This window comes from Caulobacter sp. Root655, assembly GCF_001427665.1.
In the GTDB taxonomy this organism is placed as follows: Bacteria; Pseudomonadota; Alphaproteobacteria; order Caulobacterales; family Caulobacteraceae; genus Caulobacter.
Map to the genome: position 1 here is coordinate 742,183 of NZ_LMHC01000001.1, position 26,415 is coordinate 768,597.

Consider the following 26,415-nt stretch of genomic DNA (forward strand, 5'->3'; position numbering starts at 1 on the left):
TGTGTTCAGGATTGGGGCGCGAGCGGCCGCTGTTGATTCTCGCGCCCTCCCACTTGAGGAGAAGGTTGGCTCGGAGGCCAGCGGGCAGACAAAATGCGAACTCTGATAGGTGCTAGTCCTTCCAGAGCTCCAGGTCCTCGGGGACCGTCAGGCGGCGCGTGCTGGTCTGGCGTCCCTCGCCGCCTTCATCGTCCTCGTAGGACGTCACGGTCTCCACCAGGTCCAGCGCCTTGCGCTTGTCGTCATAGCGGCCGTCCAGGCGCACGGCATATCCTGTCGGGCAGGGGTTGGCGCGACGCAGGGTGCGGCTGCAGGCGGTGAAACGCGTCGCCCCGCCCTCGGCCGGATAGATGATGCGCGGCCCTCTCAGAACCGTGACGGCGACGAACGCGCTATAGGCCCCCGCCTCGCCTTGCACATGGGTGTTGTAGGCGTCGCCCTGCAGCTTCATCGTATAGGGGCCGCAGCGGACGTAGCGCACCAGCGGGCCTTGCACGTCCATCTGGTTGGTCCAGCCGGGCAGGGCTTGCATCAGCGTATCGGCCTTGACCACGGTCCGCTCCGGATAGGTCCGGTCCAGGGACGCCGGATCGGCTCCGACACGCACGGAGAAGCGGAAGGCCCGGGGATCGCACAGGATCACCAGGCTCTCCGCCTCGTCGGCCCCCTGCGGGGTGACATGGGCGTCGTAGGCGGGCGCGGCCTGGAGGGCCATCAGGGCGAGGGCGAGCGTGAGCATGCTCTAGATTAGGCGCCGACCGGGAAGCTCGACAAGAGGGCGAGTCACGGGCCTCGGCTCGCGTCCAGACGTGAAAAAACCCGCGAGGCGAACCTCGCGGGCTTTTTTCGTTCAGCCGTGAGGCCGAAAAGTCCTAGGCGGCGACGGCGGTCGCGGCGGCCTTGGCCTTGGCCTTGACCTGAGCCTTGATCTTCAGGGCGCGCGGCGACAGCTGCTCGTCCTTGGCGCCCAGCAGGAACACGTCCAGGCCACCGCGGAAGTCCAGGGTGCGCAGGGCGGCGTTGCTGATCCGCAGCTTGAAGGTCTGACCCAGCGAGTCGGACTGCAGGGTGGCGGGCGACAGGGCCGGCAGGAACCGGCGCTTGGTCTTGATGTTCGAGTGGCTCACATTGTGGCCGACCATCGGACCGATCCCGGTGAGTTCGCAACGGCGCGACATGGCGGATACCTTGGCTGGGCGAAGCCGACGGCTCCGCAAACATAAATTCGGGCACGCGAGGGACGGACCGCCGCGCGAGAGCGGGCGATATAGGCGAAGGGGGCTTGCCGAGTCAAGCCGCCCCGACGGATCCGGGAGCCTGGGCGTCGCCTAAACATCGCCTTCAAGCCGGGTTCATCTGCCCCCTATATAGAGACGGCCTTGAAGGAGACCGACCGCATGCGTTTGCTCGCCCGTGTTCTGACCGCTGGCGCCCTGACCGCCGCGAGCCTCGCCGTGGCCGGAGCCGCCAGTTCCGTGGCGACCGCCAAGCCGACCCAGGCCGAAACCATCCTGACCGGCCAATGGGAATACAACACCCGCTTCGGGCCGATCCCCATCGGCAGCGACCAGCACTGCATCAAGCAGGTCGACGTCGACAACTTCAACCGGGGCATCTGCCTCAAGCGCTACACCTGCGACTACGACACCCGGGTGGTGCAGGACGGCAAGATCGCCCTGAAGGGCACCTGGACCGACAAGAAGGGCCGGGTGGCCCCGGTGACCGCCAAGGGCTCCTACACGCCCGAGAGCTTCCGGCTGAACGTCAACGGCAAGACCGTCAACGGCATCCCGATGGTCGCCACGCTGGAAGCCAAGCGGATCAGCGCCACCTGCACGGCGGGGTAGGCGGCGGACCATCCATCACCGCTGTCATCCTTGGACGTGCGGCGCTGACCGACTAAGCTCGCCCTTTACGGGTGGGAGGGGTGGATGCGCCTTGGAACTTTTGGGATCGTCGGCTTGGTGCTGGCCGTCGCGGGCTGCGATGTGGTGGAAACCTCCGGCGCCAAGAAGGCTGTCGGCGAACTCTTGAAGGACCCACGATCAGCGCAGTACGAGGACGTTCGCAAATTCGGCGACTACGTCTGCGGTCGGGTGAACGCGAAGAACAGCTATGGGGCCTACAACGGCTTCAGGAAATTCTACGTCTACCTCGACACCGCTCACCTCGAACCCGAGGAGCCAGGCGTCAAGCTGGATCAGCCCGGCATTGGCATCTCCGATATCGAGGCTTGGAATGCCCACATCAAGTTCCGTGTGGACTACCTGACGTTCTGTCCGTCGGCTCGATAGTGGAGCTCAAGAGGGCGACAGCCATTTGTGGTTAATGCGAATTAAGCTACCATCGCTAGTAGGGAACAAATCCCGAATCTGGCGAAGTCGCTGATTCGGTCATGATTCGTTTCGCTCGTGTTCGACGAACGGTGAAGTTGCGTTAACCCGTTACCCGTTCCGGCGCCGCCAGGGCCTTGGCCACCAGTTCGGTGTCCATGTATTCGGTCAGCGAGACGATCTTGTCGCCCGCCACCCGGCACACCCAGCAGTAGTGGTTGTCGTAGCGCCGGCCGGCCTTGGTGGTGACCTTGCCCCGGCATTCGACCACTACCGTGTCGCCCTCGGCGATGATCGCGTCGGCGACGTTGAGGTACTGGTCGGCGAACTGGGCGAACAGCGGGGTCAGCAGGTCGCGGCGGATGGCCGTCTTGCCGACATAGGCGCCCGACCAGGCGTTCGTCCCCGTCAGGGTCCAGACGGTGGTCTCGTCCAGGGCGTCGAGGAACGGGCGGGCGTCGCCGCGCGCCAGGCCGTCGAAGATCCGTTGCATCAGAAGCTTGTTGTCGTGCGCGATCATGGCGGCTGTCTCCGTGGGGTGGAGCCTCATCTTCCGCCGACGATGATCATTCATCCAATCGATGCTGATGATGGTCTATATTCGTAAAATGAACCTCGCCGGCCTGGACCTCAACCTGCTGGTCGCCCTGGACGCCCTGCTGGCCGAGGCCAGCGTCGGGCGCGCCGCGCTGAGGCTGAACCTGTCGCAGCCGGCGGTCAGCCACGCCCTGCGCCGGTTGCGCGAGGCGACCGGCGATCCGCTGCTGGTGCGGATCGGGCCGCGCATGGAGCTGACGCCCAGGGCCCTGGCCCTGCGCGCGCCCCTGGCCCAGGCGCTGGACCAGGTGCGCGGCCTGTTCGTGGCCGAGGGCTTCGACCCGGCGACCAGCACGCGCGGCTTCCGGCTGATGATGCCCGACCTCGTGGTCGACCTGATGATGCCGACGGTGCTGCAACAGGTCGCCGTCGCGGCGCCCGGCGTGCGGCTGGACGTCATCCCCTGGCGCGGTCCGGCGGTGATGACCCCCGACTTCGCCCGCACGGTCGACCTGGTCGTCGCCTGGACCGGCGAGGCCTATCCTGGCTTCCACCGCCAGTCGCTCTACACCGACCGCGACGCCCTGGCCGTGCGGCGCGGCCATCCGGACGCCGGGCGGCTGTCGGACCTGGCGGTGTTCAACGCCGCGCGCCACGTGGCGGTGGTCGGGGCGGGCGAGCGCGACGACGCCATCGAGCCGTTCCTGCGCCAGGCCGGGATCGAGCGCCGCATCGCCTTGGCGGTGCCCAGCTACCTCCAGGCCCTGCGGATGACCGCCCGCACCGACCTGGTGGCCTTCGTGCCCCGCCGGCTGATCGTCGCCCTGGCGGGGCCGCTGGACCTGGTGACCGTGGAGCCGCCGATCGATCCAGGCGAGGACCGGCAGTACCTGTTCCACCCGGTCCTGGCCCAGTTCGACCCGGGCGCGGCGTGGCTGCGGGAGTTGGTGCTGAAGGTGGGGCGGGGGCTTTGAACTTCTCGCCTTTCCCTCCCCTTTATGGGGAGGGGGGACCAGCGAAGCTGGTGGGTGGGGCTTCGCCGCCCCATCGACTCATCAAACCCCACCCGACCCACAAGGGGCCACCCTCCCCACAAGGGGGAGGGAGAGTCATCGGCGCGCCGGCGCCACCGAGAAATCCATGTCGAACAGGGTCGGGATCGCGCTGGTCTTCGCCCGCTCGATGGTCAGCATCCGCGCCTTGGTCTCCACCCCGCCGGGCGCCGAGAAGCCGCCGGGCTTGCCGTCGGCCCCAAGCACCCGGTGGCAGGGCACGATGATCGGCCAGGGGTTCTCGCCCAGCGCCTTGCCGATGGCCCGGGCCGCGCCGGGCTCGCCCATGGCCTTGGCGATCTGGCCGTAGGTCGAGGTCTCGCCCGGCGGGATGGCGCGGGCGATCTCGTAGACCCGGCGGTTGAAGGGGGCGACGATGCTGAAGTCGAGGGCGATGTCCGTCAGGTCGTCGCGGCCGCCGGCCAGCAGGTCGTTGATCCGTTCGATGGCCCGTTGGACGGACGGCGGCGGCGCTGCTTCGGCGGCGTCCGGATAGCGGCGGCGCAGCCGTGCCCAGGCGGCGCCGGGCGCGGCCTCTGGAAGTTGAGCGCCGACCAGGCCTTGCGGGCCCCAGGCCAGGCCGCACAGCCCGATTGGCGTTTCGAAGAGCGCGAACCCTTGTTCCATCCCTTAAACATAGCATCGCTGTTGCGGAGTTCGAGCGGCGCCCTACGATTTCCGTTTCTTGCTGTCGGGAGATCGCCTTGCGCCGCACCCTCGCCCTTGCCGCCCTGTTCGCCGCCACCAGCCTGGCCCAGGCGACCGCCGGCGACATCCTGATCCACGGCGGTCCGATCCACACCGGCGTCGCCGCCGCGCCCGCCGCCCAGGCGGTGCTGATCCGCGACGACCGCGTCCTGTTCGTCGGCGACTTGGCGGCGGCCCGGGCCAAGGCCGCCAAGGACGCCCGCGACATCGACCTGAAGGGCGCGGCCGCCTTTCCCGGCTTCGTCGACGCCCACGCCCACCTGACCGGGATCGGCCTGCGCGAACTGACCCTCAACCTCGACAAGGCCGCCTCGGTGGAAGACATGGTCGCGGCGGTGAAGGCCTATGCCGTCGCCCATCCCGATGGCCCGATCTACGGTCGCGGCTGGATCGAGACCCACTGGCCCGAGAAGCGCTTCCCGAACCGCGCCGATCTCGACCGCGCCGCGCCCGGCCGCGTCGTGGTGCTGGAGCGCGCCGACGGTCACGCCGTGGTGGCCAGCAGCGCCGCCCTGGCCAAGGCCGGCGTCACCCAGGACACCGCCGCCCCGGCCGGCGGCCAGATTCTCAAGGGCGACGACGGCCAGCCCACCGGCATGCTGGTCGACCACGCCCAGTCGCTGGTGGCCGGAGTCATCCCGCCGCCGTCCGAGGCGATCAAGCGCCAGGCCCTGGAGAAGGCCGGCGCCCTCTACGCCTCGCGCGGCTGGACCGGTCTGGGCAATATGAGCGTCGAGGCGCCGGACCTGGCGATCCTGCGGTCCCTGGCGGCGGAGAAGAAGTTCAGCCTGCGGGTCGACAACTACATGGACCCCAGCGGCGCGGCCGAGGTGCTGGCCAAGGGGCCACAGGCCGACCCCACCGGCCTGATCCGGGTGCGGGGGATCAAGCTCTACATGGACGGCGCCCTGGGCTCGCGCGGCGCGGCGCTGCTGGAGCCTTACAGCGACGCCGAGGGCCTGGGCCTGCAACTGACCCCGCACGACAGGGGGCTGGAGCTGATGAAGGCGGCCAGGGCGGTGAAGGCCCAGGTGGCCATGCACGCCATCGGCGATCGCGGCAACCGCATGGTGCTGGACTGGTTCGGCGAAGCGCTGGGCGGCGACACCAAGGCTCGCTGGCGCATAGAGCACGCGCAGATCGTCGCCGACCAGGACCTGCCGCGTTTCGCGAAGATGGGCGTCGTCGCCTCGATGCAGCCCAGCCACGCCATCGGCGACCTCTATTTCGTCCCCGCCCGCCTGGGCAAGGACCGCCTGCACGAGGGCTATCGCTGGAAGGACATGCTGGACAGCGGCGCGGTGGTGGCCGCCGGTTCGGACGCCCCGGTCGAGGTCGGCGACCCCCGCATCGAGTTCTACGCCGCCGTCTATCGCCATGGCCTGGACGGCTTCGCCAACGCCGACTGGCATCTGGAAGAGGCCGTCAGCCGCGACCAGGCCTTGCGGATGCTGACCTGGGCCCCGGCCTACGCCGCCTTCGCCGAGCAGGATCGCGGCACGCTGGAGGTGGGCAAGAAGGCCGACGTGACGGTGTTCAGCAAGGACCTGATGACGGTCGAGCCGGCGCAGATCCTGAAGGCCGAAACCGTGCTGACGGTGGTGGACGGCAAGGTGGTGTTCGAGGCAAAAGGGCGATAATAGCTTAACCTAGGATTTCAGTGGGGACACATGCTCGGAATTCTTGTTGCCGCGACGATCGTCGGCCAGTCGAGCGGCGAAGCGTCGATTTCCGCTTCGGCGCCTTGCGATCCGGCGGTTCGGGCGGCGGCGGTCGACAAAATCGAGGACGAGGCTTTCGCGGCTTTGAAGGCCGCCAATGAAGCGGTCGCCGAGGCCGCGCGGCGTGGGGCGGTCGCCACGGCCGGTGACGCCGAATGGGCGGCCTACAAGGCCCTGCGTGGCAAGGCCGAGCGGCTGCGGCTGCAAAATCTGACGGCGGCCCAAGCTTGTATGGCCCCTCCCGGCCAAGCAGTCCTGGCTCAAGGCGGGCCGATCGTGGCGGCGGCCCCCGTCTCGGCCGTCCTTGCTTCGCCCCGCGCCGCTCCGCGGTTTGAGAACACGCTGGCGGTGAGCGTCGGCAAGTTCGATGGGCCGAATATCAGCCGGATCGGGACGACGATCCGCGGGGGGTTCCTGCCCGGCGCCTACGCCACGCCGCCTACCGGTGTGGGTTTCGCACAGGGTGGTTCCATCAAGGCGTCTGGCCCCGCGCCCTTGACGCACTTCAGTGGCTCAAGCCGGGGCTTTGAGTTTTCCACGCGCTTCGCACCGGACGGCGTCGGCGCGCCGGGATGGCGCTGGACCGGCGGTGTGGGTCAGGAGACGACCACTTTCAAGAGCGCGTTCAGCACGCCAACGAGCGCGATCGAGCTGACCGGCGCGCCACGAGCCTGTCCCGCGGACGATGGGGCCGGCGTCTGCGTCTATCTTCCACCCTCCAGCCTCATAACCCCTGCGCGACAGGTCTGGTACACGCTGAATCCTACCTGGCTGACCGGGATTGTCAGCGACGATCTTCGTCAGCGTTCGAACAAGGTCTCAGCCCATGCTGGGCTGGCGCGCGCCTTCGCCTGGCGCGCCCCGATCGGCGATGTCCTGCTGACGCCGGGCCTGCGCGTGGAGGCTCAGTGGCGTTCGCTGAAGGAAGAAGAACAGATCAAGGGCATTGTGGCTGCCACTTGCTGCATGGTGTTCACCACCCCGATGGACGGGCACGTGCGTCGGGACGCCAGTGGCCCGGGCTTCGCCGTCGGCCTGACCTTCGATGCGGAGGGTGCGATCGGCGACCTGCCTCTGACCTGGTCGTTCGTCTCGGCCTATGGCGCGCAAACCGTCGATCTCGGGGTCAACAGCAAGACATCGGGCGAGCTCTCGATCGGGCAGCAGGTAACACGGGTGCGGCGGAGCACGGGTGTGGGTGTCGTCGGGATCGGCCTTGCCTATGATTTCGACGACAACACGTCGCTGGCTTTCCGGCTTTTGCGTCGTCGTGACACCCAGGTGTTCGGCGCCTTCAACGATCGGGCCGTTCTCATACGACCCGTCGAGTCGACGCTCTTGACCAGCAGTTTGAAGTTCCGGTTCTAGAGGATCTGGAAGCCAGCATCGCACGCTGACGTGCGCGATGCTGGCCTCTGGTGCTGACGGTGGTGGACGGCACGAGATGTTCGAGCATCCTTGATCGACCTTCCTGGACCCGGACCCTGCCATGACCCACGCCCCCGACCGCCGCGTCGCGCCGGCCCTGGGTCCCGGACAGCCTCTGCGAGGCTTCCGGGATGACAACCGTTATCGAGGGCTTTGACGCCCCTTAGGAACAGGGCGTTCGGCCCTGGGCTTCGGCGGCCGCGTCGAGGTGGAGCCAGGCGGCCTGGGTGGCGAGCCTGTAGTCCTCGTTCCACGGCGGGCCGAGCGCCGCGCCCATGGCCTTCAGCCGCGCCTCCAGCGTCGCGCCGTCGATCCGCAGCGTCTTGCCCAGCAGGCCCGGCAGGTGGCGCTCGACCACCCGGCGGACCTCCAGTCCCAGCCCGCCGCACGCCGAGGCGACGACCTCGCGATAGAACTCGCCCTCGGCGGCGTGGATGCGGGCATGGACCCGCAGGATCTCCTCCAGGCCTTGCGGAAGCTTCGTAGCCCCGGTCGGGGCGACGGCGAGGCGGACCTCGACGCCGTCGCACCCCAGGTCGGCGATGAGGTCGCCGATCTCACGCGCCGCATTGGCTTGCGTCGCCGCGCGAACCGCGTCGATCAGGGCGTGAGCCTTGGCCGGCTCCAGCGCGGCCTGGTGATAGACGAAGCGTTCCCGGCCGGCGGCGAAGACGACCCGCCGCCGCGCGACGACCCGTGGCGCATCGGACGGTCCCGCGAGCGCGACGACCGCGGTCCAATAGGTGTGGGGCCGAAACCCCAGGACGGCCGTGGATGGCCTGTCGTCCATCGCGTCCTCCGCCAGGACCACGGTACGCCCGGGTTCCTCAAAAGTCCTCCCCCCGTGGGGGAGGTGTCGGCGAAGCCGACGGAGGGGGGAGTTCAGATAGGGCGATCCTGCGTCCGGTTCATTTCACGGGCTCCCCCCACCGGCCTTCGGCCGCCTCCCCCACGGGGGGAGGAACTAGGAGCACGCCCGCCGCTTGCCACGCCCCGATTCCCATCCCACCTTAGATTCATGAGCGACCGTTCCACCGGACTGGCCCCCTCCAAGCTCACGGCGGTTCTCGGCCCCACCAACACCGGCAAGACCCATCTGGCCGTCGAGCGGATGCTGGGTCACGCCTCGGGGATGATCGGCCTGCCGCTGCGCCTGCTGGCCCGCGAGATCTACGATCGCATCGTCAAGCTGCGCGGCAAGGCGTCGGTGGCCCTGATCACCGGCGAGGAGAAGATCGTCCCGCCGCGCGCCGCCTATTTCGTCTGCACCGTCGAGGCCATGCCCCTGACCCGCGAGGTCGAGTTCTTGGCCGTCGACGAGATCCAGCTGTGCGCCGACCCCGAGCGCGGCCACATCTTCACCCACCGGCTGCTGCACGCCCGGGGCCGGTTCGAGACCATGCTGCTGGGGGCCGGGACCATGGCCCCGCTGATCCGCCGGCTGTTGCCCGACGCCGAGATCGTCACCCGCGAGCGGTTCTCCAATCTCACCTATTCGGGGTCGAAGAAGCTGACCCGCCTGCCGCGCCGCACCGCCGTGGTCGCCTTCTCGACGGACGCCGTCTACGCCATCGCCGAACTGATCCGCCGCCAGCGGGGCGGGGCGGCGGTGGTGATGGGCTCGCTGAGCCCCCGTACCCGCAACGCCCAGGTCGCGCTCTACCAGAGCGGCGAGGTCGACTTCCTGGTGGCCACCGACGCCATCGGCATGGGCCTGAACATGGACGTCGACCATGTGGCCTTCGCCGGCCTGCGCAAGTTCGACGGCAAGCGCACCCGCTGGCTCTATCCGCAGGAGGTGGCCCAGATCGCCGGTCGGGCCGGGCGCCACACCCGCGACGGCACCTTCGGGGTGACCGGCGACTGCGAGGAGATGGACGAGGACCTGGTCGAGAGCGTGGTCAATCACCAGTTCGAACCGGTGATGGGCGCGGAGTGGCGCAACGCCCGGCTCGACTTCGGCAACCTGACCAGCCTGCTGCGCTCCCTGGCCGAGCCGCCGAACCGCGCCGGCCTGAAGCTGTCGGCCGAGGCCCTGGACGAACGCACCCTGCGCAAGCTGGCCCAGCAGGAGGACGTGGTCGCCCGCTGCAAGGCCGACCGCTCGGCCCTGATCCGGCTGTGGGACGTCTGCCAGACGCCGGACTTCCGCAAGACCACCGACGACGACCACCAGCGCATGGTCCGCACCCTGTTCGACGACCTGACCACCGGTCGTCAGCGCCTGCCGGAGGACTGGATCGCCGGCCAGTTCAAGGCCCTGGACCGCACCGACGGCGAGATCGACAGCCTGGCGGCCCGACTGTCGGGCGTCCGGACGCTGAGCTACATCGCCAACCGCGGCGACTGGCTGGCCAGCCCCGCCCTCTGGCAGGGCGCGACGCGGCAGCTGGAGGACCGGCTGTCGGACACCCTGCACGAGAAGCTGATGGCCCGGTTCATCGACCGGCGCACCAGCGTGCTGATGCGTTCGCTGGGCGACCGCGAGACCATGCTGGCCGGGGTCGGGGCCGACGGGGCGGTGACCGTCGAGGGCCACGTGGTCGGCCGGCTGACCGGCGTGACCTTCGTCCCGGAAAAGGGCGCCAGCGCGCTCGAGGAAAAGGCTCTGCGCAACACCGCCCAGCGGGCCGTGACCCCCGAAATCGCCCGGCGGCTGGGCAAGCTGGCCAGCGAGCCCGACACCGCCTTCACCCTGACCCCCGACGGCGCGGTGCTGTGGAACGGCGAGGCGGCCGGGGCGGTGCGGCCCTTTTCTGGAGGAGGGGGCGGCGACCCGATGCATCCCCGCGCCCGGCTGCTGGGCGAGCTGGGCGACGCCTCGGCGCGTGAGCGGGCCGAGCGGCGGCTGGACGCCTTTCTCGCGGGCGAGGTCGACCGCAAGCTGCCCGGCCTGCGCAGGCTGGAACGGGCCCTGTCCGGCGGCGCGCTGAAGGGCCTGCCGCGCGGCCTGGCCCACCGGCTGCTGGAGGCCGGCGGCGTGCTCGACAAGCGCAGCCTCGACACCGACCTGAAGGCCATGAGCCAGGCCGAGCGGCGGACCCTGAAGGCCCTGGGCGTGCGGATCGGGGCCTTCAGCCTGTTCCTGCCGTCGGTCTTGCGCGATGAGGCGACGGCCTGCGTCCGCGCCCTGACCCCCGGCGGCTGGCGCGGCCAGTCCGAGCGGCTGGCCCTGGCCCCCGACCCCGCGCCCGACGCCCGGGCCCTGGCCGCCAACGGCCTGCGGTTGGTCGGCAGATACGTGGCGCCGGTCGAGATGCTGGAGCGGCTCGACACCCTGCTGCGCGAGGGCCAGAAGCCCGGCGGGGTGGTGCTGACCGACGCGGCGCGCGACGCCCTGGGCTGGACCGCGGCCGAGGCGGCGGCGGTGCTGCGGGCCCTGGACTACACCCCGGCCATCCGTCCCAAGGAGGGCGACCCGATCGTCTGGAAGCGGCGCGGGGCGGCCAAGCCGGAGCCCCGGATCATGGCCCGCCCGGACTCGCCGTTCGCCGCCCTGGCCCAGCTCACCGAGCCGCCGCCGAGGCGCAAGCGGCCCAAGCGCGGCAAGGCCGACGCCGTGAAGGCCGTCTCGTGACCGACGAAGGCCATTGCCGCGCCGACGTCTGGCTGTGGCGCGCCCGGTTCTTCAAGACCCGCTCGCTGGCCGGCCGCTTCGTCGACGAAGGCCGCATCCGCCTGACGCGGGCCGGGGCCGAGAGCCGGGTCGACAAGCCGTCGCGCGGGCTGAGGACCGGCGACGTGCTGATGTTCGCGATCGGCGGGCGGCTGATCAACGTCCGGGTCATGAGATTTGGGGCGCGGCGCGGGCCGGCGTCGGAAGCGCGGGAATTGTACGAGGTGGTGGAGGGGTAGGGCGCGCCCGGCCGCCCGTCAGGCGATCGGGGCGATCATCGGCATCGACTTCAGCTTCGGGACCAGGGTCTCGGGCGCGGCGACACGCTCCATCTTCACGGTGTTCTGGGTCATGCCCATGGACAGCAGGATACGGAACGCGACGACCTCGCCGGGGGCGGTCGTGAAGTCCTCGCTCGCGGCCTTGCTCTGGGCGGCGGCCAGGCCGCCGAAGCTGGCCGAGGCCTTGTGAGGGCCGGGCGGGATCGACAGGGCGGTGAAGCGCGGACTTTTCAGCTGGGCGAAGACGCGATCGTCGACGGCGACGTTCAGGCCGGCCGCCTTGCCGACGAAGCCCTCGCGCAGGACGATCAGCAGGGCCTGGCCCGGCTCGGGGCGCAGGGTCAGGGCGGCGGCCTTGTCGGAGGCCGTCGCGGCCTTGGCGAGCTTTGTCCCGACCAGGTTGGCCATCACATAGGCGACGATGGTCCCGAAGATCATCGGCGGCAGCCAGGTCGACAGGCTGGGCGGCTGTCCGGCGGCCGCGGCCAGGCTGTTCAGGCCGAAGGCGAGCAGCAGGGCGACGACAAGGCCCGTGACGATGGCCGGAATATATTTGGTCATGATGTCCCCGAACTGAGGCGGCCCCGACGGGCGTCTGCAATCTAGGGTGAAGGTCGCCGCGGCGTAAAGGACCTGGAATGGTGACGCTTTCGGTTTCGAGGCCTTGGTGTTGGGCGAGGAGCATATTCAATTGAATCTTGTCCCTCCCCGCAGGGGGGAGGGAAGGGGCTTAGACCCCAAACCCCCGCAAATATCCCGGCACCATCCCCGCTGGCATCGGCCGCGAGAAGTGATACCCCTGGATCTGGTCGCAGCCGTAGCCGGCCAGGGCGTCCAGCTGGGCCTGGTCCTCGACGCCTTCGGCGACCACCTTCATGCCCATGCTGGAGCCCAGGGTGATCACCGCCTTGACGATGGCGGCGTCCTCGATGTTCTGGACGAAGGACTTGTCGATCTTCAGCCGGTCGATCGGGAACTGGCGCAGGTTGGCCAGGGACGCGTAGCCGGTGCCAAAATCGTCCAGGGCGATCATCACCCCGGCCTTGTGCAACTGGCGGACGGTGTCGCTGACCATCTCCGAGCCCCAGCCCATATAGACGTTCTCGGTGACCTCGATGGTCAGGCGGTCGCACGGCACGTTCCAGCGGGCCAGGCGCGCCTGTACCTCCTCGGCCAGATGGCCGCTGCGAAACTGGGCGGCCGAGATGTTGACCGCCACCCGGCCGAATTCGACCCCGGCGTCCATCCAGTCGCGCATCTGCTTGAGCGCGCTCTCGAAGGCCAGGTCGCCCAGCTTCAGCGACAGGTCCTGGTCCTCGAAGGCGGCCATGAAGCGGTCGGGGGTCAGGATGCCCTGTTCGGGGTGGTCCCAGCGCATCAGGGCCTCGAAGCCGCTGACGCTGTTGGAGGCGATGTCGACCACCGGCTGGTAGTAGAGCACGAACTCCTTGGCGGTGATCGCCGCGCGCACGTCGCGCAACAGCTCGATCCGCTGCTCCAGGGCCGAGCGCATCGAGGGGTCGAACACCACGCTGCGGTTGCGGCCCTCGTCCTTGGCCCGGTAGAGCGCGATGTCGGCGTTCTTGATCATGTGGCTGGGGTCGGCGTCGAGATCGCCGTGCAGGGCCGCCCCGATGCTGGCGCTGACCGAGAAGCTGCGGCCGCCGTGCTCGATCGGCCGGCGCAGCAGGTCCTGCAGGGCGTTGACCGGCCGCATCATGTCGGCCTCGGAATGCAGGCCGCGCAGGATCACCGCGAACTCGTCGCCGCCCAGCCGCGCCACGGTGTCGCCCGAGCGGAAGGCGGTGTGCAGCATCTCGGCCAGCCGCTTGAGCAGGGCGTCGCCGGCGTCGTGGCCCAGGGTGTCGTTGATGTCCTTGAAGTGGTCGACGTCGATCATGATCAGGCCGAACAGCTCGCCCATGATCTCCGAGGCGTCGACCGCCTCCTGGAACTTGCGATTGAAATAGGCCCGGTTCGGCAGGCCGGTCAGCGGGTCCTTGAAGGCCAGGTTCTCGACCGCCTCGGTCTGGCGGCGACGGTCGGTGATGTCCTTGAACAGGTTGACCAGGCGTTCTGGCTTGCCGTCGGCCCCGAGGAACTTCTTGCCCACGGAGCGCACCCAGGTCTCGACCCCGTCGTCGCGATTGAGCCGGAACTCGAACACCTGGGCCTCGCCGTCCTTACGGTTGCGGACCAGCTCGGCCATCCTCTCGCGATCGTCGGGGTGGACGATCTCCAGCGGATCGTCCTTGAACATGCACCACTTCTCCAGCTCGGGAGAGGTGTTGGAGCAATAGATCTCGCCGGTCCGCAGGTCGTATTCGCGGACCATCAGGTCGTCGAGCTCCAGCGCCATCTTCAGGCGCTGCTGGTCGCGCTCGGCCTTCAGGGCGGTCTCGGCGAAGCCACTGACGTCGCGGGCGGTGACGATCACCGCCAGGGTCCGGCCCAGTTCCCCCTCTTCCCCGGGGGCGCGGGTGGCGGCGAACTCGGTGCGCCAGATGCGCGGCGTGGCGCCGGCGACGCCGACCGAGCGGTAGCGCGAGAACGCCTCGCCGAACGTCACGCAGCGCTCCAGCCTGTCGATGTCCTCGGGGTTGACCAGGGCGCGGCGGAAGTCGTCGCCGATCTCGATGTCGGGGATCACGCCATGGGCGGCCCAGTCGGGGCTGACGGCGGTCAGCCGGAAGGCGCTGTCGACCAGCGCCGCGGCGAACGGCGCATGGCGCACGAACGTCTCGAAGGCGTCCATCATCAGGTGCGGGGGAAGAGGGGGCCGCATTGGGTCGGCATGTCCGATCGGGGTCGAGACCTGGGTGCGCACGGCCGCTCTCATCCTGTGTCGGGTTCCCGACTTCTTGTTTATTTTCCTCGGCTTGGTTGTGACCTAGCTTCGATAAGAATTGGTAACGTAACAGCGGTCTCCGACGATCCATCGCACGCGTCTTGCCAGGCAAAATGATATGCTGAGGCCCGCTGTGAGAATTCCTCGCCCCGCGCGCAGCCATGCCGCATTGACAAGCGGGCCCATGGCTTCGAAAACGCGGCCTCCGCGCTTAAGTCGAAAACTGCCGAGCCCTCGATGACCTACATCGTTACCGACGCCTGCATCAAATGTAAGTTCATGGACTGCGTCGAGGTGTGCCCGGTCGACTGCTTCTACGAGGGCGAGAACTTTCTGGCCATCAATCCGGACGAGTGCATCGACTGCGGCGTCTGCGAACCCGAGTGCCCGATCGACGCCATCAAGCCCGACACCGAGGACGAGCCGGACGGCAAGTGGCTGCGGATCAACTCCGAATTCGCCAAGATCTGGCCCAACATCACGGTCAAGGGCGTGCCCCCGGCGGACCGCGAAGAGTTCGAGCGCGAGACCGGCAAATTCGAGAAATATTTCAGCGAAAAGCCGGGAAAAGGCTCCTGATCGCTCCGATATCGCGTTGACTCGGGCGGCTAAACAGGCCGCAAGCCTTTCATCAAGCTGAATTTTATGATATTGTCGTTTTCGACGTAACGGTCGCGATTGCTCGCGCCTGCCCGTCATGTGGACGATGTCAGCCGTTAATCCGGCGCGCCCGATCGAAGGCGAAGGGTGACTTAACAGCTATTTCCAAATCCGAACGGTCTTGGCCCCGCACCTCTTTCGCGGTCGGGTCCCTATCGCCGTTTGGACACCCTTTGGAAGCCTGAGTGGAATGGTGTTTTGGGCCCCGGCCCGAACTTATTGAGGACGAACGAATGAGCAAGAGCGGTCTGGAATTCTCGGTCGGCGATCACGTCGTTTATCCCGCGCATGGCGTGGGCAGCATCCAGGGTGTCGAGACCCAGGAAGTGGCCGGGATGTCGCTCGAGGTCTACATCATCACCTTCGACCACGAAAAGATGACCCTTCGCGTTCCGACCAAGAAGGCCAAGACGGCCGGCCTGCGTCCGCTGGCCGAGGGCAATGTGGTGAGCCAGGCCCTGACCACCCTGAAGGGCCGGGCCCGCGTCAAGCGCACCATGTGGTCGCGTCGGGCCCAGGAATACGAAGCCAAGATCAATTCGGGCGACCTGATCTCGATCGCCGAAGTGGTGCGTGACCTGCACCGGGCCGAAAACCAGCCGGAACAGTCCTATTCGGAGCGCCAGCTGTACGAATCGGCCCTGGATCGCATGGCCCGCGAAGTGGCCGCGATCGAGCGCATCGACCGCGAAGCCGCCATCGGCATCCTGACCAAGTCTCTGGTCAAGACCCAGGCGGCCGCGGCCTAAGCCCCTATCGGCTGAGCTACACGAAACGCCCCCGGACCCCGGTCCGGGGGCGTTTTCGTTTTGGCCGTCATGGTCCTATTGGGTCCTGGATGGCGCCGCGCCCAGAACGGACAGCAAGGCCTTCTCCAAGGCGTAGGGCGTATAGGGCTTGGCCAGGGCGGGCACGCCGGCGAAGTCCGGCGAGATTCCCGCCAGCGCATAGCCGGTGGAAAACACGAAGGGCACGCCGCCGGCCGCGAGCCGCTCGGCGACCGGATAGACCTTCTCCCCGCCCAGATTGATGTCGAGGATCGCCGCATCGAGTCCGCCGGCCGTGCTGTCGACCAGCGCCAGACCCCGCGACAGGGTGGCGGCGACGTCGACCACCACGCAGCCGAGATCGGTCAGCATCGCTTCGATCATCATCGCCACGATCGCCTCGTCCTCGACGAGGAGCAGCCGAACGCCGGTCAAGGAAGCTGTCATCGCGTTCACGTCACCAGACTCAGCTTGGCCGAAAGCGGCAGGCGAAGATGGCACCACAGGCCCTCCGGCCGGAAGATCAATCGGGCCTCGCCGTCCATTTCCCGCGCCAGGGCCTGTTCGATCAATCGTGAGCCGAAGCCCCGCCGCGACGGGGTCGCCACCTTCGGTCCCCCGGACTCGCGCCAGTCGATGGTGATGGTTCCAGCGTCGGCGTCGGCTGTCCATTCGACGTCCACGCGGCCGCCCGGCGTCGACAGCGCGCCGTACTTGATCGCATTGGTCGCCAGTTCATGAAACGCCATGTTGAGGGTGACGGCGGCGTTGGGGCCCAATCGAACCGCCGGCCCCGACAGAGCGACCCGCGCGCCCGAGCCGTGGGGCGCGTGAACCTTCAAGGTGCGATCGACGACATCGGCCAGGGCCGCGCCCTGCCAGGACGCCTCGGTCAACAGCTCGTGGGCCCGGCCCAGCGCCTGTATGCGCTCCATGAAGGCGGTGTTGAAGGCCGAGGGATCCTCGGCGTGCCGCAGTGTCTGCATGGCGATGGATTGGACACTGGCCAGGGTGTTCTTCGCGCGGTGATCGACTTCGTCGAGAAGCAACTGCTGACGCTGTTCGGCGGTCTTGCGGGCGGTGATGTCGAGGGAGATGCCGGCCAGCCGCACGGGCTGTCCATCTTCGAACGCCGCCCGGCCGCGCGCGAGAATCCAGCCGATCCGGCCGTCCGGCCTGAGCGTGCGATATTCGATCTCGAAATCCTCTCCCATGGAGATCGTCCGATCGATCGCCGCCTGACGCCGTTCGCGATCGTCAGGGTGAACCCGCGCGACGACGTCTTCCAGGCGCTCGAACGGATCGTTCGGGCCGAGCCCGAAGATCGCGCGGGCATGGGCCGAGGACGAAAACATCTCGGACGCGATATCGAACTCCCAGCTCCCGAGGCGCCCGGCGTCGAGCGCGAATTCCAGCTGCTGCTGGGTCTGGCGCAGGGCGGCCTTGCCTTGCTCCACGGCCAGTCGCGCGCCCAGGTCCTGCTCCCGCTTGGCCGCTTCACGCCGCTGTCGCGCCAATTTGACGGCGCCGTCCACCCGGGCGCGCAGCTCACGGGCGCCGAACGGCTTGACGAGATAGTCGTCGGCCCCGGCCGCCAAGCCCTCGACCCGCGCCTCCTCGCCGGCCCGGGCCGACAGCAGGATGATCAGCAGGCCCTCCTGGGCGGGATCGGCGCGCAGGGCGGCCAGCAGGCCGAACCCGTCGAGCTCGGGCATCATCACGTCGCTCAGCACCAGATCGGGCGGCGGCCCCCGCTGGACGGCGGCCAGCGCCGCCCGGCCGTTCGCCACGGCCTCGACCTGGTAGCCGCCGTCCTCCAGCAACCGCTTCACATAGCCCCGCATGTCGGCGTTGTCGTCGGCCAGCACCACCCGCGGCCGTCCGTCGATCGGGGCTATCGCCTCATTGGCGTCACGCCCCTGGTCGGCGTCCGGCAACCAGCGCAAGGCCTCGGCGACATAGACGTTGGCCTGCACGGCGGTGGAAGCCGGGGCGCCCTCGGCCGACAGGCGTTCCCGCGGCAGGTGGGCCGTCCCCAGCGGGATCGTCACCTGGAACGTCGAGCCTTCGCCCAGACGGCTGCGCACCGCCACCGCGCCGCCATGCAGCTTGACCAGCTCATCGACCAGGGCCAGGCCGATGCCGGTGCCCTCGTGGGTGCGGCCCTTCTGTCCCTCGATCCGATGGAAGCGCTCGAAGACCCGTGGCAGTTCGGCTTCGGCGATGCCCACGCCCGTATCGCTGACCGTGAGCTCGACCGCCCCCATGACGCCGCGCAAGGCCACGGTGATCTGTCCCTCGAGCGTGAACTTGAAGGCGTTGGAGATCAGGTTGAGGACCACCTTCTCCCACATGTCCCGATCGACATGGACCCGTTCCGCCAGCGGCTCGCAGTCGACGACCAGCCGCAGGCCGGCCTGCTCGCAGGCGGAGCGGAAGTTGCTGGCCAACTCGGCGGTGAGCGCGCCGAGATCGGTCGGCTCGAAACGACCCTGGATTCGGCCCGCCTCGACGCGGGAAAAGTCGAGCAGGGAATTGACCAGCTTCAACAGCCGCCGTGCGTTGCGACGGGCGACGTCGAGCCGCTCGCGCTGGGCCGGCGGCAGGCTGGCGGCGTCGTCCAGGGCGTCCTCGATCGGTCCCAGCATCAGAGTCAGCGGCGTGCGGAATTCATGACTGACATTGGAAAAGAACGCTGTCTTGGCCTGGTCTAGGGCGGCGAGCATTTCGGCGCGGCGGCGCTCTTCCTCATAGGTTCTGGCGTTGGCCAGGCCGGCGGCGACAGTGGCCGCCACCAGGCCAAGGAAGCCACGATAGGCTTCGTCGAGCGGCAGGCGCGGGCTGGCGCCGACGACCAGCAACGCCGCCGGCGAGGCGGATCCCGGAATCTCGATCGAAAACGCGAACGCGATGTTGGGGGGTTCTTCGTAGGGTCCGCAAGCTCCGCCCGACAAGCGTCCGGCCACGTCGTCGACCTGGATCGGCTCGCGGCCGCTGAGGCGATCGAGCGGCCATGGCGTGTTGGCGTCCAGCGGCAGAAGCAGCGGCGCCCCTGACGTTCCGGGCTCGAGTCCGACATGCCCGGCAAGCCGATACAGATCGTCGGCGGGCGCCGGTGCGTAGAGCAGGGCGAACGGCAGATCGAGCTGGGCGTCGGCGAAGGCTTCCATCGTGCTTGCGTACGCGGCGGACAGGGTTCGAGCCTCGGCCAATTTGACGTTGAGGTCGCGCAGCAGTCGCGTGCGGCGTTCGGCCAGCATGCTGGCTGTTGTCTCGGTGACGGGATGGAACAGGCCGCCGATGCCGCCGCTCTCGTCGCGGATGGGGCTTAGCGAGAAGGTGAAGAAGGTCTCCTCCAGATACCCGTTGCGGAACAGGAACATCCGCTGGTTCTCGAGGAATGACGTGTCACCGGCCAAGGCCTGTTCGAAGGGGGCGCCGATGGCTGGCCAAGCGGACGCCCAGGTCTTGGTATAGGGCTCGCCCAGCGCCCGGGGATGGGCCGCGCCGCACACCACCCGATAGCCGTCGTTGTAGATCTGGTTGTGCTCCGGGCCCCAGATGATGTTGATCGGGAAGTTCGACGCCAGGCACAGGCTGACCGTCGTGCGCAGGCTTTGCGGCCAGGTCTCGATGGGCCCAAGGGGAGTGTGCGACCAGTCGTTGGCGGCGATCAGCGCCGCCATTTCGCCGCCGCCGGACAGGAAGTCGGACTTCCTGAACGCCGGAACGTCGATCCGCTTGTTCATGACGGCAAGCCCTTGACTCGTTGGGTCGTCAAAAACCAATGCTCGTGGCGGGAGCCTGACCCTGGAAGTCTACGCAGAGTTGAGAGTAGGCCGCAATGGCGGGCATGGCGGTGGTCAGGCGCCCGGCGCCGTCCCCGGGCGCAGATAGGGCAGGGCGTGGGGGACGTAGTCGGGCTTGCCCAGCGGCACGCCGTTGTGGCGCAGGATGTCGTAGGCGGTCACCAAGTGGAAATAGAACTGGGCCAGGGACCAGTCGCGCAGGAACTGCAGGCCGTTCATGTCGAAGATCAGGCCGTTGGCCATCTTCAGCTCGATCATCCGGTCCTCGGCGCCGGCGAAGGCCGCCTCGGGCGTGGCCTCCAGGTCGGCGATCGTCTCGGCGATGACGGCCTTCAGCCCTTCGACCGTGGTCTCGTCCCCGGGCATGACCCGCGGCGCCTGGCCGGTCAGCCGGGCCACCGCGTCGCTGGCCTGGAAGCAGGTGAACTTCACCTGGGCGGCCAGCGGGAACATGTCGGGCGCCAGGCGCGACTGCGGCAGCACCGAAGGCTCGAAGCCCTTGGCGCGGGCCAACTCGGCGCCCTTGTCCAACTGGGCCGACAGGGCCCGCAGCATCTGGGTGAAGGTCGGAATCGCCAGGGTGTGGAGGTTCATCGCGGGGCCTCTTGAGAACATGGGTTCATCCCTAGCCCAGGCCGGTCGGCCGCGACAACGCCCCTGCTGACAGCAGGCTGTCAGCAGGGGCGCGCTAGACACGCCGCGTCGCCCCACCGAACGGAGTTTTTCCATGACCCTCAAGGCCCGCTGCCACTGCGGCGCGACCCAGTTCGAAGTCACCCAGGCTCCGGAGTGGGTGTCGGACTGCAACTGCTCGTTCTGCTCGAAGCGGGGCGCCCTGTGGGCCTATTACACGCCCGACCAGTTCAAGCTGACGACGGCCCGCGACCGGGTCTCGACCTATCAGTGGGGCGGCTATTTCGGGACGCACCACCACTGCGGGGTCTGCGGCTGCGGCACTTATTCGCAGTTTCCCAGCTTCGAGAACGGCGTCGTCAACCACGACGCCCCCCGCATCAGCCTGAACGCCCGCCTGTTCGAGGATTTCGACCTGGACGCCGTGCCGGTGCGCAAGACCGACGGGCGAAGCTACTGACCCTTAGCCGGGGCGCGCTTGGCGAGACGGCCCTCTTGTCTTGTGGCGCGCGAGGTTCAAAGGTGCGGTGTTGCCCAGGAACCCGTCTTGTCCGCCTTCCTTCGCCTTTTCCAGACCGATCCCGGCCCGCGTCTCGAGGGCGACAAGGTGTTCCTGCGCCTGCCCAGGCTGCATGACTACAAGGCATGGTCGGAGCTGCGCACCCAGTCGGCGCCGTTCCTGCGGCCCTGGGAGCCGACCTGGCCGGAGGACGACCTGACGCGGACCGCCTTTCGCGCCCGGCTGGGCGCCTACGCCCGCGAACTGGAGACCGGCGAGGCCTTTCCGTTCTTCATGTTCCGCCGCGACGACGGGGCGCTGATCGGCGGCGTTCGGCTGTTCCACATCCGCCGCGGCGTCGCCCAGAGCGCGGTCATGGGTTACTGGATCGGCCAGCCCCACGCCCGGCGCGGCTACATGCGCGACGGGGTCAAGGCGACCATCGCCTTCGCGTTCGGCGAGCTGGCGCTCCATCGGCTGGAGGCGGCCTGCATGCCGGAAAACGGCCCGTCGGCGGCGCTTTTGCTGGAATCCGGCTTTGTCGAGGAGGGATATGCGCCCGCTTATCTGAAAATTAACGGCGAATGGCGAGATCATCGTCTGTTCGGGATGGTCGCGCCGGCTTAGTGCGGACCCGGACGTTGCGCCCTTGGGCGTGGGATCAGGGCATGTCGTTCAAGATCAGTCAGCGCCGCGTTTGGGACGCCACGGCCACGCTGGAGGCGCTGGGCGCCGCCGAGGTGGCGTTGTGGCTCTGGGAGCCCGAACTCGACCGGCTGCGAGTCAACGGCGCGGCGCGCGCCCTGGGCATGGGGCCGCTGGCCCCCGATTGCTCCTCCGCCGCCTTCCGCGCCCTGACCCTGCCCCAGGACCGCGCCCAGGCCGAAGACATCCTCAAGGTCCGCGAGCCGGGCAGCGAGATCGTCGCCCGTTTGCGCCTGCGCGGCGCGGGCACCTGCATCTGGCGCGGCGTCTGGCTGGAGGACGGCGTGCGCGCCGCCGGCGTCGCGGTGCCCGAGACCAAGTTCGCCGCCTCCGAGCGCGACACCCTGACCGGCCTGCTCGACCGCAAGAGCTTCATCGCCCAGGCCCGCGAGCGGCTGGCGCGTCCCGGCGTCCACGAGCTGGTGGTCGCCGACGTCGACCGCCTGCGCCGCCTGAACGAGGCCCTGGGCCACGAGCGCGCCGACCTGGTGCTGGCCGCCTTGGGCTCGCGTCTGGCCGCCGCCTTCCCGTCCGAGGCCCTGCTGGGCCGGATCGGCGAGGACGAGTTCGCGGTGCTGTGCGACCCCACCGGCTTCGAGCCGGCCGAACTGCTGCGCTCGTCGCTGGAGCAGCCCCTGCGGGTGGCCGGCTTCGACATCCATCCCACCCTGTCGATCGGCGCCGTGGCGGCCGAAGGCGGCGAGGACGCCCCCGAGGCGGCCGAGCTGCTGCGCCGCGCCGAGCTGGCCGTCGAGGCCGCCGGGGCCGGCGGACGCGGCGGGGCCGCCGCCTACGGCCGCTCGATGGAGACCGACGGCCTGTCGCGCCTGGCCCTGGAGGCCGACCTGCGCGGCGCCATCGGCCGCGGCGAGATCACCCCCTATTTCCAGCCCGTGGTGCGCCTGTCGAGCGGCGCCCTGTCGGGCTTCGAGGCCCTGGCCCGCTGGATCCATCCGCGTCGTGGCATGCTGCCGCCCGACGAGTTCCTGCCGCTGGTCGAGGAAATGGGCCTGATGAGCGAGCTGGGCGAGCACATGATGCGCACCTCGGCCCGCCAACTGGCGGCCTGGCGCGACAGCCACCCGGCGGTCGGGGCCCTGACCGTCAGCGTCAACCTGTCGACCGGCGAGATCGACCGTCCGGGCCTGGTGCAGGACGTCGCCCAGGTGCTGCGCGAGAACGGCCTGCCGCGCGGCGCGCTGAAGCTGGAAGTCACCGAGAGCGACATCATGCGCGACCCCGAGCGGGCCGCGGTGATCCTCAAGACCCTGCGCGACGCCGGGGCCGGTCTGGCGCTGGACGACTTCGGCACCGGCTTCTCGTCGCTGTCCTACCTGACCCGCCTGCCGTTCGACACGCTGAAGATCGACCGCTATTTCGTGCGGACCATGGGCGCCAACGCCGGCTCGGCCAAGATCGTCCGCTCGGTGGTCAAGCTGGGCCAGGACCTGGACCTGGAAGTGGTCGCCGAGGGCGTCGAAAACGCCGAAATGGCCCGGGCCCTGCAGTCATTGGGCTGCGACTACGGCCAGGGCTTCGGCTACGCGCCGGCCCTGTCGCCGCAGGAGGCCGAAGTTTATCTCAATGAGGCCTATGTGGATGGCGCGGCGCCGGTGAAGGCGCGGGGCTAGGGCGCACTTGCCCCCACCTGACCGCTTCGCGGTCTGTCCGCCCCCATAGGGGGCGTAGTTCGCGCGTCTAGACTCTTCCCCCTATGGGAGAGGAGGGCCGAAGGCCCGGAGGGGGCAAGTTCCTCACGACCCTGACGCCTCAACACCGCCGCCGCCGCCCGCAACCGACGTGTCCGTTCCTGATAGGCCGCCAGCAGGTCCTCGGGCGAAGACCGGGCCGCCGCCTCCCGCGCCAGCATCCACCGGGCCTGCGACCGTCCCAGGGCGGCCTGCGACGCGCCCGCCGCCAGCACCGCCTCGTAGGCGTCCGAGACCTGCTGGTCGGCGGCGGCCAGCACCGGATCGACGCAGACCATCTGAGTGGCCATGCCCGGCGCCTCGCGGCAGGCGGCGGCCTGCTGGGTCGCCGTGCGAGGGTCGGCCAGGGGCGCGGCGGCCACCGGCGCGTCGAGGGCGGTGGGCAGCGCGGCCCAGGTCTCGGGATGGGTGGCGATGGCGGTCGACGGGGTCAGGACGATCCGCAAGCGCGGCGCGGACGGGGTGGGCGGATCGGGTTCGAAGCGTTCCAGCGGGCGAACGGCCGGAACGGCGGGCGGCGCGCCGCCGGCCTCGCTCAGCATCAGTTGCGCGCCGAACAGCCCCAGCAGGGTGGCGATCGACAGGGCGAGGATCGGAGGCGGGCGCCGTGCGAGCGACGACACCGGACGCCACTGGGCCCAGTGTTCCTCGTCAGGCGACGTCGTGCGCAGGTAGGTCATGAGCAAGGCCCAAGGTCACCTGCTCGAGCGAACAGCCGACCTAAACCCAGCCTGGGAATGAAAAGCCCGTATCCTGGGGAATGCAAGCGTTGCTTGAGTGTTTGGTGGAACGCGAAGGCTGGCGACTGGACGCGCTTCCGCGGCGGCGGATCGCGACGAACGTCGACGACCCGCGCCGCGGCGCGGCGGCCTGCTCTAGTGGGCGGCCGCCGAGGCCGGGACCTGCGCGACCACCGGTTCGCGGGCCAGGCCGGCGATGCCGCCCAGCTGCATCGAGTCCAGCGCGGTGCTGGGCACGATGACGAAGGTCGAGTTCTGCTTCAGCCCTTCGTAGAGCATGTTCATCGCTCGCAGGTGCAGGGCGGTGGGATTGCCCGCATAGCCGCGGGCCGCCTCCTGGAAGCTTTCGGCCACCTGGCGTTCGGAATCGCCCAGGATGATCCGGGCCTGGCGCTCGCGCTCGGCCTGGGCCTGCATGGACATCGCGTTCTCCAGGGCCTCGGGGATCAGGACGTCCTTGAGCTCCACCGAGATGACCTCGACGCCCCAGGGCTCGGTGCGTTCGTCGATGATCCTGCGCAGTTCCTTGCCGATCTTTTCGCGGCCCTCCAGCATCGCTGCCAGCACGGTCTTGCCGATGACGTCGCGCAGGGCGGTCTGGGACGCCCAGGCGATGGCGCTATGGTAGTCCTCGACATCCAGGGCCGCCCGCTGCGGATCGACCACCCGCCAGAACAGCGCCGCGTCCACGTCGACGGGCACGGTGTCCTTGGTGAGGGTCTTTTCGGCCTTGAAGGTGGAGGTGATCACCCGGACGTCGATCCAGTAGGGGATGACGTCGACGATCGGGATGATCCAGAACAGGCCCGGGCCGTTGAGGGCGCGAAACCGTCCGAGGCGCAGGACGATCGCCCGTTCCCACTGGCTGGCGACCTTGATCGCCGCCGCCAGCAAGGTCGCCGCGACGACGAACATGGCCATCAGGGCGCCCGCCGTCGTGGCGTCGTCGCGGAACGGCCAGGATACCGCCGCGCCGAGGCCGGCGACGAGGAAGAAGAGGGTGAGGGGAATAGCACTGGGCTGGCGCATGGGCCTGCTCCCGTGATGGATGCGGAGGCCCCGGCGCGGCGCGCCGCGACTTGCATCACCCCATTAAACGCCCATCCAAAGCGAAGGTTGCGGCGTGGTGGGGCGCGCTAGGCTCGCCCCGACTGGGCCGACAGGTGGTCGGCCGTGATCCCGATCTTGGCCAGGGCGCGGGTCCACTTGTTCTCGTAATCGTCGCCGAACAGCAGGGTCTCATCGGCCTCGCAGATCAGCCAGACATTGTCGCGCAGTTCCTGCTCCAGCTGCCCGGGACCCCAGCCGGAATAGCCCAGGGCCAGGATCGCGTGGCGCGGCCGCCGCAGCCGGCTGCCCAGGGCGTCCAGCACGTCGCGGGTGACGGTCAGGGCCAGGCCGTCGGCCACCGGCACGGTGGAGTCCGGCGAGACGAAATCGTCGGTGTGCAGGACGAAGCCCCGCTCGCGCTCGACGGGCCCGCCCAGCATCACCAGGTCGCTCAGGGCGCCGGCGTCGGGATGGACGCCCAGATTGTTGAGCAGCTCGAACAGGGTCAGCCCCTCGACCGGGCGGTTGACCGCCAGGCCCATGGCCTGCTCGGCGTCGTGGGCGCACAGATAGAGCACCGCGCGCTCGAAACGGGGATCCTCGATACCGGGCATGGCCACCAGCATCTGTCCGGCAAGAAACGCGGGCTCGGATTTCACGCCAGGATCAGTATGGGTCGGGTCCATAAGGAGAGGATCAGGCCGGAAGGCGCCGGTTTCAAGTCCAACCTTTCCTTGGCGATCGGCCTTCGGGGCTTTATCTCCGATCCGCTCCCTCAACGAACAGGAATCCCGCACATGGCGATCAAGGTTGGCGACACCCTTCCCTCGGCGACTTTCATGACCTTCACGGCCGAAGGCCCCGCGCCGCTGACCAGCGACGAGCTGTTCAAGGGCAAGACCGTGGCCCTGTTCGCCGTGCCCGGCGCCTTCACCCCGACCTGCTCGGCCAAGCACCTGCCGGGCTTCAAGGAGAAGTCGGCGGAGTTGAAAGCCAAGGGCGTGGATGCGATCGCCTGCGTCTCGGTCAACGACGTCTTCGTGATGAAGGCCTGGGCCGCCGACCAGGGCATCACCGACGAGGTCCTGCTGCTGGCCGACGGCAACGGCGCCTTCACCCAGGCCCTGGGTCTGGAGTTCGACGGCAGCAAGTTCGGCATGGGCCTGCGCTCGCAGCGCTACTCGCTGATCGCCAAGGACGGCGTGGTCGAGACGCTGAACGTCGAAGAGGGCGGTGAATTCAAGGTGTCGTCGGCGGACTACATGCTGGGCCAGCTGTAGCTCAGCAAACCCCCTCAGTCGCTCCGCGACAGCTCCCCC

26 protein-coding genes are annotated in these 26,415 nt (G+C 68.9%); 13 read left to right on the forward strand and 13 right to left on the reverse strand.

Features of this window, described 5'->3' with window-relative positions; translation table 11 throughout:
- Positions 1-112: 112 nt before the first annotated feature.
- Both ASD79_RS03410 and rpmB read right to left on the reverse strand, forming a co-directional pair.
- Positions 113-739 (reverse strand): hypothetical protein, encoded by a 627-nt coding sequence (locus ASD79_RS03410; RefSeq protein ID WP_056719618.1) that lies wholly within the window; start codon positions 737-739, stop codon positions 113-115.
- A gap of 133 nt (positions 740-872) precedes the next feature.
- Positions 873-1,178 (reverse strand): 50S ribosomal protein L28, encoded by a 306-nt coding sequence (rpmB, locus tag ASD79_RS03415; RefSeq protein WP_056719619.1) that lies wholly within the window; start codon positions 1,176-1,178, stop codon positions 873-875.
- A gap of 219 nt (positions 1,179-1,397) precedes the next feature.
- Here rpmB and ASD79_RS03420 point away from each other — a divergent pair, with 219 nt between their 5' ends.
- On the forward strand, positions 1,398-1,847 hold the full coding sequence (locus tag ASD79_RS03420) for a DUF3617 family protein (protein ID WP_056719879.1): 450 nt from the start codon (positions 1,398-1,400) through the stop codon (positions 1,845-1,847).
- Between the two features lie 84 nt (positions 1,848-1,931).
- Positions 1,932-2,294, forward strand: coding sequence for a hypothetical protein (locus ASD79_RS03425; RefSeq protein WP_156400339.1), 363 nt, complete (start codon positions 1,932-1,934; stop codon positions 2,292-2,294).
- Positions 2,295-2,436: 142 nt separating this feature from the next.
- On the opposite strand, the gene ASD79_RS03430 is transcribed toward ASD79_RS03425, so the two are convergent.
- Positions 2,437-2,853 (reverse strand): nuclear transport factor 2 family protein, encoded by a 417-nt coding sequence (locus tag ASD79_RS03430; RefSeq protein WP_056719621.1) that lies wholly within the window; start codon positions 2,851-2,853, stop codon positions 2,437-2,439.
- Between the two features lie 70 nt (positions 2,854-2,923).
- Between ASD79_RS03430 and ASD79_RS03435 the strand changes: the two genes are divergently transcribed.
- The gene (locus tag ASD79_RS03435) at positions 2,924-3,844 is read left to right on the forward strand and encodes a LysR family transcriptional regulator (protein ID WP_235524308.1); all 921 of its coding nucleotides are present in this window, start codon (positions 2,924-2,926) and stop codon (positions 3,842-3,844) included.
- A 135-nt stretch (positions 3,845-3,979) separates the two neighbouring features.
- Here ASD79_RS03435 and ASD79_RS03440 read toward each other — a convergent pair whose 3' ends face one another.
- Positions 3,980-4,549 (reverse strand): methylated-DNA--[protein]-cysteine S-methyltransferase, encoded by a 570-nt coding sequence (locus ASD79_RS03440; RefSeq protein WP_056719622.1) that lies wholly within the window; start codon positions 4,547-4,549, stop codon positions 3,980-3,982.
- Positions 4,550-4,626: 77 nt separating this feature from the next.
- On the opposite strand from ASD79_RS03440, the gene ASD79_RS03445 reads away from it, so the two are divergent.
- Positions 4,627-6,270 carry an amidohydrolase gene (locus ASD79_RS03445; protein WP_056719623.1) on the forward strand — a complete coding sequence of 548 codons (1,644 nt, stop codon included), beginning with the start codon at positions 4,627-4,629 and terminating at the stop codon, positions 6,268-6,270.
- 30 nt (positions 6,271-6,300) lie between these two features.
- Positions 6,301-7,719, forward strand: a complete 1,419-nt coding sequence (locus tag ASD79_RS03450; protein WP_056719624.1) for a hypothetical protein — start codon at positions 6,301-6,303, stop codon at positions 7,717-7,719.
- 223 nt (positions 7,720-7,942) lie between these two features.
- On the opposite strand, the gene ASD79_RS03455 is transcribed toward ASD79_RS03450, so the two are convergent.
- On the reverse strand, positions 7,943-8,569 hold the full coding sequence (locus ASD79_RS03455) for a hypothetical protein (protein WP_156400340.1): 627 nt from the start codon (positions 8,567-8,569) through the stop codon (positions 7,943-7,945).
- A gap of 228 nt (positions 8,570-8,797) precedes the next feature.
- Here ASD79_RS03455 and ASD79_RS03460 point away from each other — a divergent pair, with 228 nt between their 5' ends.
- Together ASD79_RS03460 and ASD79_RS03465 are read left to right on the forward strand one after the other, a co-directional pair.
- Positions 8,798-11,356, forward strand: coding sequence for a helicase-related protein (locus ASD79_RS03460; protein ID WP_056719626.1), 2,559 nt, complete (start codon positions 8,798-8,800; stop codon positions 11,354-11,356).
- Entirely contained in the window at positions 11,353-11,634 is a 282-nt protein-coding gene (locus ASD79_RS03465; protein ID WP_056719627.1) for a S4 domain-containing protein, read from the forward strand. The genes ASD79_RS03460 and ASD79_RS03465 overlap by 4 nt, the downstream gene beginning before the upstream one ends.
- 18 nt (positions 11,635-11,652) lie before the next feature.
- Here the strand turns inward: ASD79_RS03465 and ASD79_RS03470 are convergent, their stop codons facing one another.
- Positions 11,653-12,237 carry a hypothetical protein gene (locus ASD79_RS03470; RefSeq protein ID WP_056719628.1) on the reverse strand — a complete coding sequence of 195 codons (585 nt, stop codon included), beginning with the start codon at positions 12,235-12,237 and terminating at the stop codon, positions 11,653-11,655.
- A 169-nt stretch (positions 12,238-12,406) separates the two neighbouring features.
- Positions 12,407-14,461, reverse strand: coding sequence for a bifunctional diguanylate cyclase/phosphodiesterase (locus tag ASD79_RS03475; RefSeq protein WP_056719881.1), 2,055 nt, complete (start codon positions 14,459-14,461; stop codon positions 12,407-12,409).
- A gap of 300 nt (positions 14,462-14,761) precedes the next feature.
- Here ASD79_RS03475 and fdxA point away from each other — a divergent pair, with 300 nt between their 5' ends.
- Positions 14,762-15,103, forward strand: a complete 342-nt coding sequence (gene fdxA, locus ASD79_RS03480) for a ferredoxin FdxA (RefSeq protein ID WP_007665854.1) — start codon at positions 14,762-14,764, stop codon at positions 15,101-15,103.
- Between the two features lie 314 nt (positions 15,104-15,417).
- A complete protein-coding gene (locus tag ASD79_RS03485) occupies positions 15,418-15,933 on the forward strand; it encodes a CarD family transcriptional regulator (RefSeq protein WP_007665853.1) in 516 nt (171 codons plus the stop codon).
- Between the two features lie 75 nt (positions 15,934-16,008).
- On the opposite strand, the gene ASD79_RS03490 is transcribed toward ASD79_RS03485, so the two are convergent.
- From ASD79_RS03490 to ASD79_RS03500, 3 genes are all read right to left on the reverse strand, one after another.
- Entirely contained in the window at positions 16,009-16,398 is a 390-nt protein-coding gene (locus ASD79_RS03490; RefSeq protein WP_056719629.1) for a response regulator, read from the reverse strand.
- A gap of 5 nt (positions 16,399-16,403) precedes the next feature.
- On the reverse strand, positions 16,404-19,700 hold the full coding sequence (locus tag ASD79_RS03495) for an ATP-binding protein (protein WP_056719630.1): 3,297 nt from the start codon (positions 19,698-19,700) through the stop codon (positions 16,404-16,406).
- Between the two features lie 114 nt (positions 19,701-19,814).
- Entirely contained in the window at positions 19,815-20,354 is a 540-nt protein-coding gene (locus ASD79_RS03500; RefSeq protein ID WP_056719631.1) for a DUF1993 family protein, read from the reverse strand.
- A 133-nt stretch (positions 20,355-20,487) separates the two neighbouring features.
- Here ASD79_RS03500 and ASD79_RS03505 point away from each other — a divergent pair, with 133 nt between their 5' ends.
- The 3 genes from ASD79_RS03505 to ASD79_RS03515 all read left to right on the forward strand — a co-directional run bounded on the left by ASD79_RS03505 (position 20,488) and on the right by ASD79_RS03515 (position 23,228).
- Positions 20,488-20,853, forward strand: a complete 366-nt coding sequence (locus ASD79_RS03505; RefSeq protein ID WP_056719632.1) for a GFA family protein — start codon at positions 20,488-20,490, stop codon at positions 20,851-20,853.
- 87 nt (positions 20,854-20,940) lie between these two features.
- Positions 20,941-21,519, forward strand: a complete 579-nt coding sequence (locus ASD79_RS03510) for a GNAT family N-acetyltransferase (protein ID WP_056719633.1) — start codon at positions 20,941-20,943, stop codon at positions 21,517-21,519.
- A gap of 41 nt (positions 21,520-21,560) precedes the next feature.
- Positions 21,561-23,228, forward strand: a complete 1,668-nt coding sequence (locus ASD79_RS03515; RefSeq protein WP_056719634.1) for a bifunctional diguanylate cyclase/phosphodiesterase — start codon at positions 21,561-21,563, stop codon at positions 23,226-23,228.
- Here ASD79_RS03515 and ASD79_RS03520 read toward each other — a convergent pair.
- From ASD79_RS03520 to ASD79_RS03530, 3 genes are all read right to left on the reverse strand, one after another.
- A complete protein-coding gene (locus ASD79_RS03520) occupies positions 23,225-23,986 on the reverse strand; it encodes a lysozyme inhibitor LprI family protein (RefSeq protein WP_056719635.1) in 762 nt (253 codons plus the stop codon). The genes ASD79_RS03515 and ASD79_RS03520 overlap by 4 nt on opposite strands.
- A 195-nt stretch (positions 23,987-24,181) precedes the next feature.
- Positions 24,182-25,075 carry a slipin family protein gene (locus ASD79_RS03525; protein ID WP_056719636.1) on the reverse strand — a complete coding sequence of 298 codons (894 nt, stop codon included), beginning with the start codon at positions 25,073-25,075 and terminating at the stop codon, positions 24,182-24,184.
- A gap of 107 nt (positions 25,076-25,182) precedes the next feature.
- Positions 25,183-25,782 (reverse strand): YqgE/AlgH family protein, encoded by a 600-nt coding sequence (locus ASD79_RS03530; protein WP_056719637.1) that lies wholly within the window; start codon positions 25,780-25,782, stop codon positions 25,183-25,185.
- A 111-nt stretch (positions 25,783-25,893) separates the two neighbouring features.
- Between ASD79_RS03530 and ASD79_RS03535 the strand changes: the two genes are divergently transcribed.
- A complete protein-coding gene (locus ASD79_RS03535; protein WP_056719638.1) occupies positions 25,894-26,376 on the forward strand; it encodes a peroxiredoxin in 483 nt (160 codons plus the stop codon).
- The last annotated feature ends 39 nt before the right edge of the window (positions 26,377-26,415 follow it).

What these genes read in the sequence shown, in the direction of transcription:
- ASD79_RS03410 (WP_056719618.1), bottom strand. Translation starts at nt 739, where the DNA reads ATGCTCACGCTCGCCCTCGCCCTGATGGCCCTCCAGGCCGCGCCCGCC.
- rpmB (WP_056719619.1), bottom strand. Translation starts at nt 1,178, where the DNA reads ATGTCGCGCCGTTGCGAACTCACCGGGATCGGTCCGATGGTCGGCCAC.
- ASD79_RS03420 (WP_056719879.1), top strand. Translation starts at nt 1,398, where the DNA reads ATGCGTTTGCTCGCCCGTGTTCTGACCGCTGGCGCCCTGACCGCCGCG.
- ASD79_RS03425 (WP_156400339.1), top strand. Translation starts at nt 1,932, where the DNA reads ATGCGCCTTGGAACTTTTGGGATCGTCGGCTTGGTGCTGGCCGTCGCG.
- ASD79_RS03430 (WP_056719621.1), bottom strand. Translation starts at nt 2,853, where the DNA reads ATGATCGCGCACGACAACAAGCTTCTGATGCAACGGATCTTCGACGGC.
- ASD79_RS03435 (WP_235524308.1), top strand. Translation starts at nt 2,924, where the DNA reads ATGGTCTATATTCGTAAAATGAACCTCGCCGGCCTGGACCTCAACCTG.
- ASD79_RS03440 (WP_056719622.1), bottom strand. Translation starts at nt 4,549, where the DNA reads ATGGAACAAGGGTTCGCGCTCTTCGAAACGCCAATCGGGCTGTGCGGC.
- ASD79_RS03450 (WP_056719624.1), top strand. Translation starts at nt 6,301, where the DNA reads ATGCTCGGAATTCTTGTTGCCGCGACGATCGTCGGCCAGTCGAGCGGC.
- ASD79_RS03455 (WP_156400340.1), bottom strand. Translation starts at nt 8,569, where the DNA reads ATGGACGACAGGCCATCCACGGCCGTCCTGGGGTTTCGGCCCCACACC.
- ASD79_RS03460 (WP_056719626.1), top strand. Translation starts at nt 8,798, where the DNA reads ATGAGCGACCGTTCCACCGGACTGGCCCCCTCCAAGCTCACGGCGGTT.
- ASD79_RS03470 (WP_056719628.1), bottom strand. Translation starts at nt 12,237, where the DNA reads ATGACCAAATATATTCCGGCCATCGTCACGGGCCTTGTCGTCGCCCTG.
- ASD79_RS03475 (WP_056719881.1), bottom strand. Translation starts at nt 14,461, where the DNA reads ATGCGGCCCCCTCTTCCCCCGCACCTGATGATGGACGCCTTCGAGACG.
- fdxA (WP_007665854.1), top strand. Translation starts at nt 14,762, where the DNA reads ATGACCTACATCGTTACCGACGCCTGCATCAAATGTAAGTTCATGGAC.
- ASD79_RS03485 (WP_007665853.1), top strand. Translation starts at nt 15,418, where the DNA reads ATGAGCAAGAGCGGTCTGGAATTCTCGGTCGGCGATCACGTCGTTTAT.
- ASD79_RS03490 (WP_056719629.1), bottom strand. Translation starts at nt 16,398, where the DNA reads ATGACAGCTTCCTTGACCGGCGTTCGGCTGCTCCTCGTCGAGGACGAG.
- ASD79_RS03495 (WP_056719630.1), bottom strand. Translation starts at nt 19,700, where the DNA reads ATGAACAAGCGGATCGACGTTCCGGCGTTCAGGAAGTCCGACTTCCTG.
- ASD79_RS03500 (WP_056719631.1), bottom strand. Translation starts at nt 20,354, where the DNA reads ATGAACCTCCACACCCTGGCGATTCCGACCTTCACCCAGATGCTGCGG.
- ASD79_RS03505 (WP_056719632.1), top strand. Translation starts at nt 20,488, where the DNA reads ATGACCCTCAAGGCCCGCTGCCACTGCGGCGCGACCCAGTTCGAAGTC.
- ASD79_RS03515 (WP_056719634.1), top strand. Translation starts at nt 21,561, where the DNA reads ATGTCGTTCAAGATCAGTCAGCGCCGCGTTTGGGACGCCACGGCCACG.
- ASD79_RS03520 (WP_056719635.1), bottom strand. Translation starts at nt 23,986, where the DNA reads ATGACCTACCTGCGCACGACGTCGCCTGACGAGGAACACTGGGCCCAG.
- ASD79_RS03525 (WP_056719636.1), bottom strand. Translation starts at nt 25,075, where the DNA reads ATGCGCCAGCCCAGTGCTATTCCCCTCACCCTCTTCTTCCTCGTCGCC.
- ASD79_RS03530 (WP_056719637.1), bottom strand. Translation starts at nt 25,782, where the DNA reads ATGGACCCGACCCATACTGATCCTGGCGTGAAATCCGAGCCCGCGTTT.
- ASD79_RS03535 (WP_056719638.1), top strand. Translation starts at nt 25,894, where the DNA reads ATGGCGATCAAGGTTGGCGACACCCTTCCCTCGGCGACTTTCATGACC.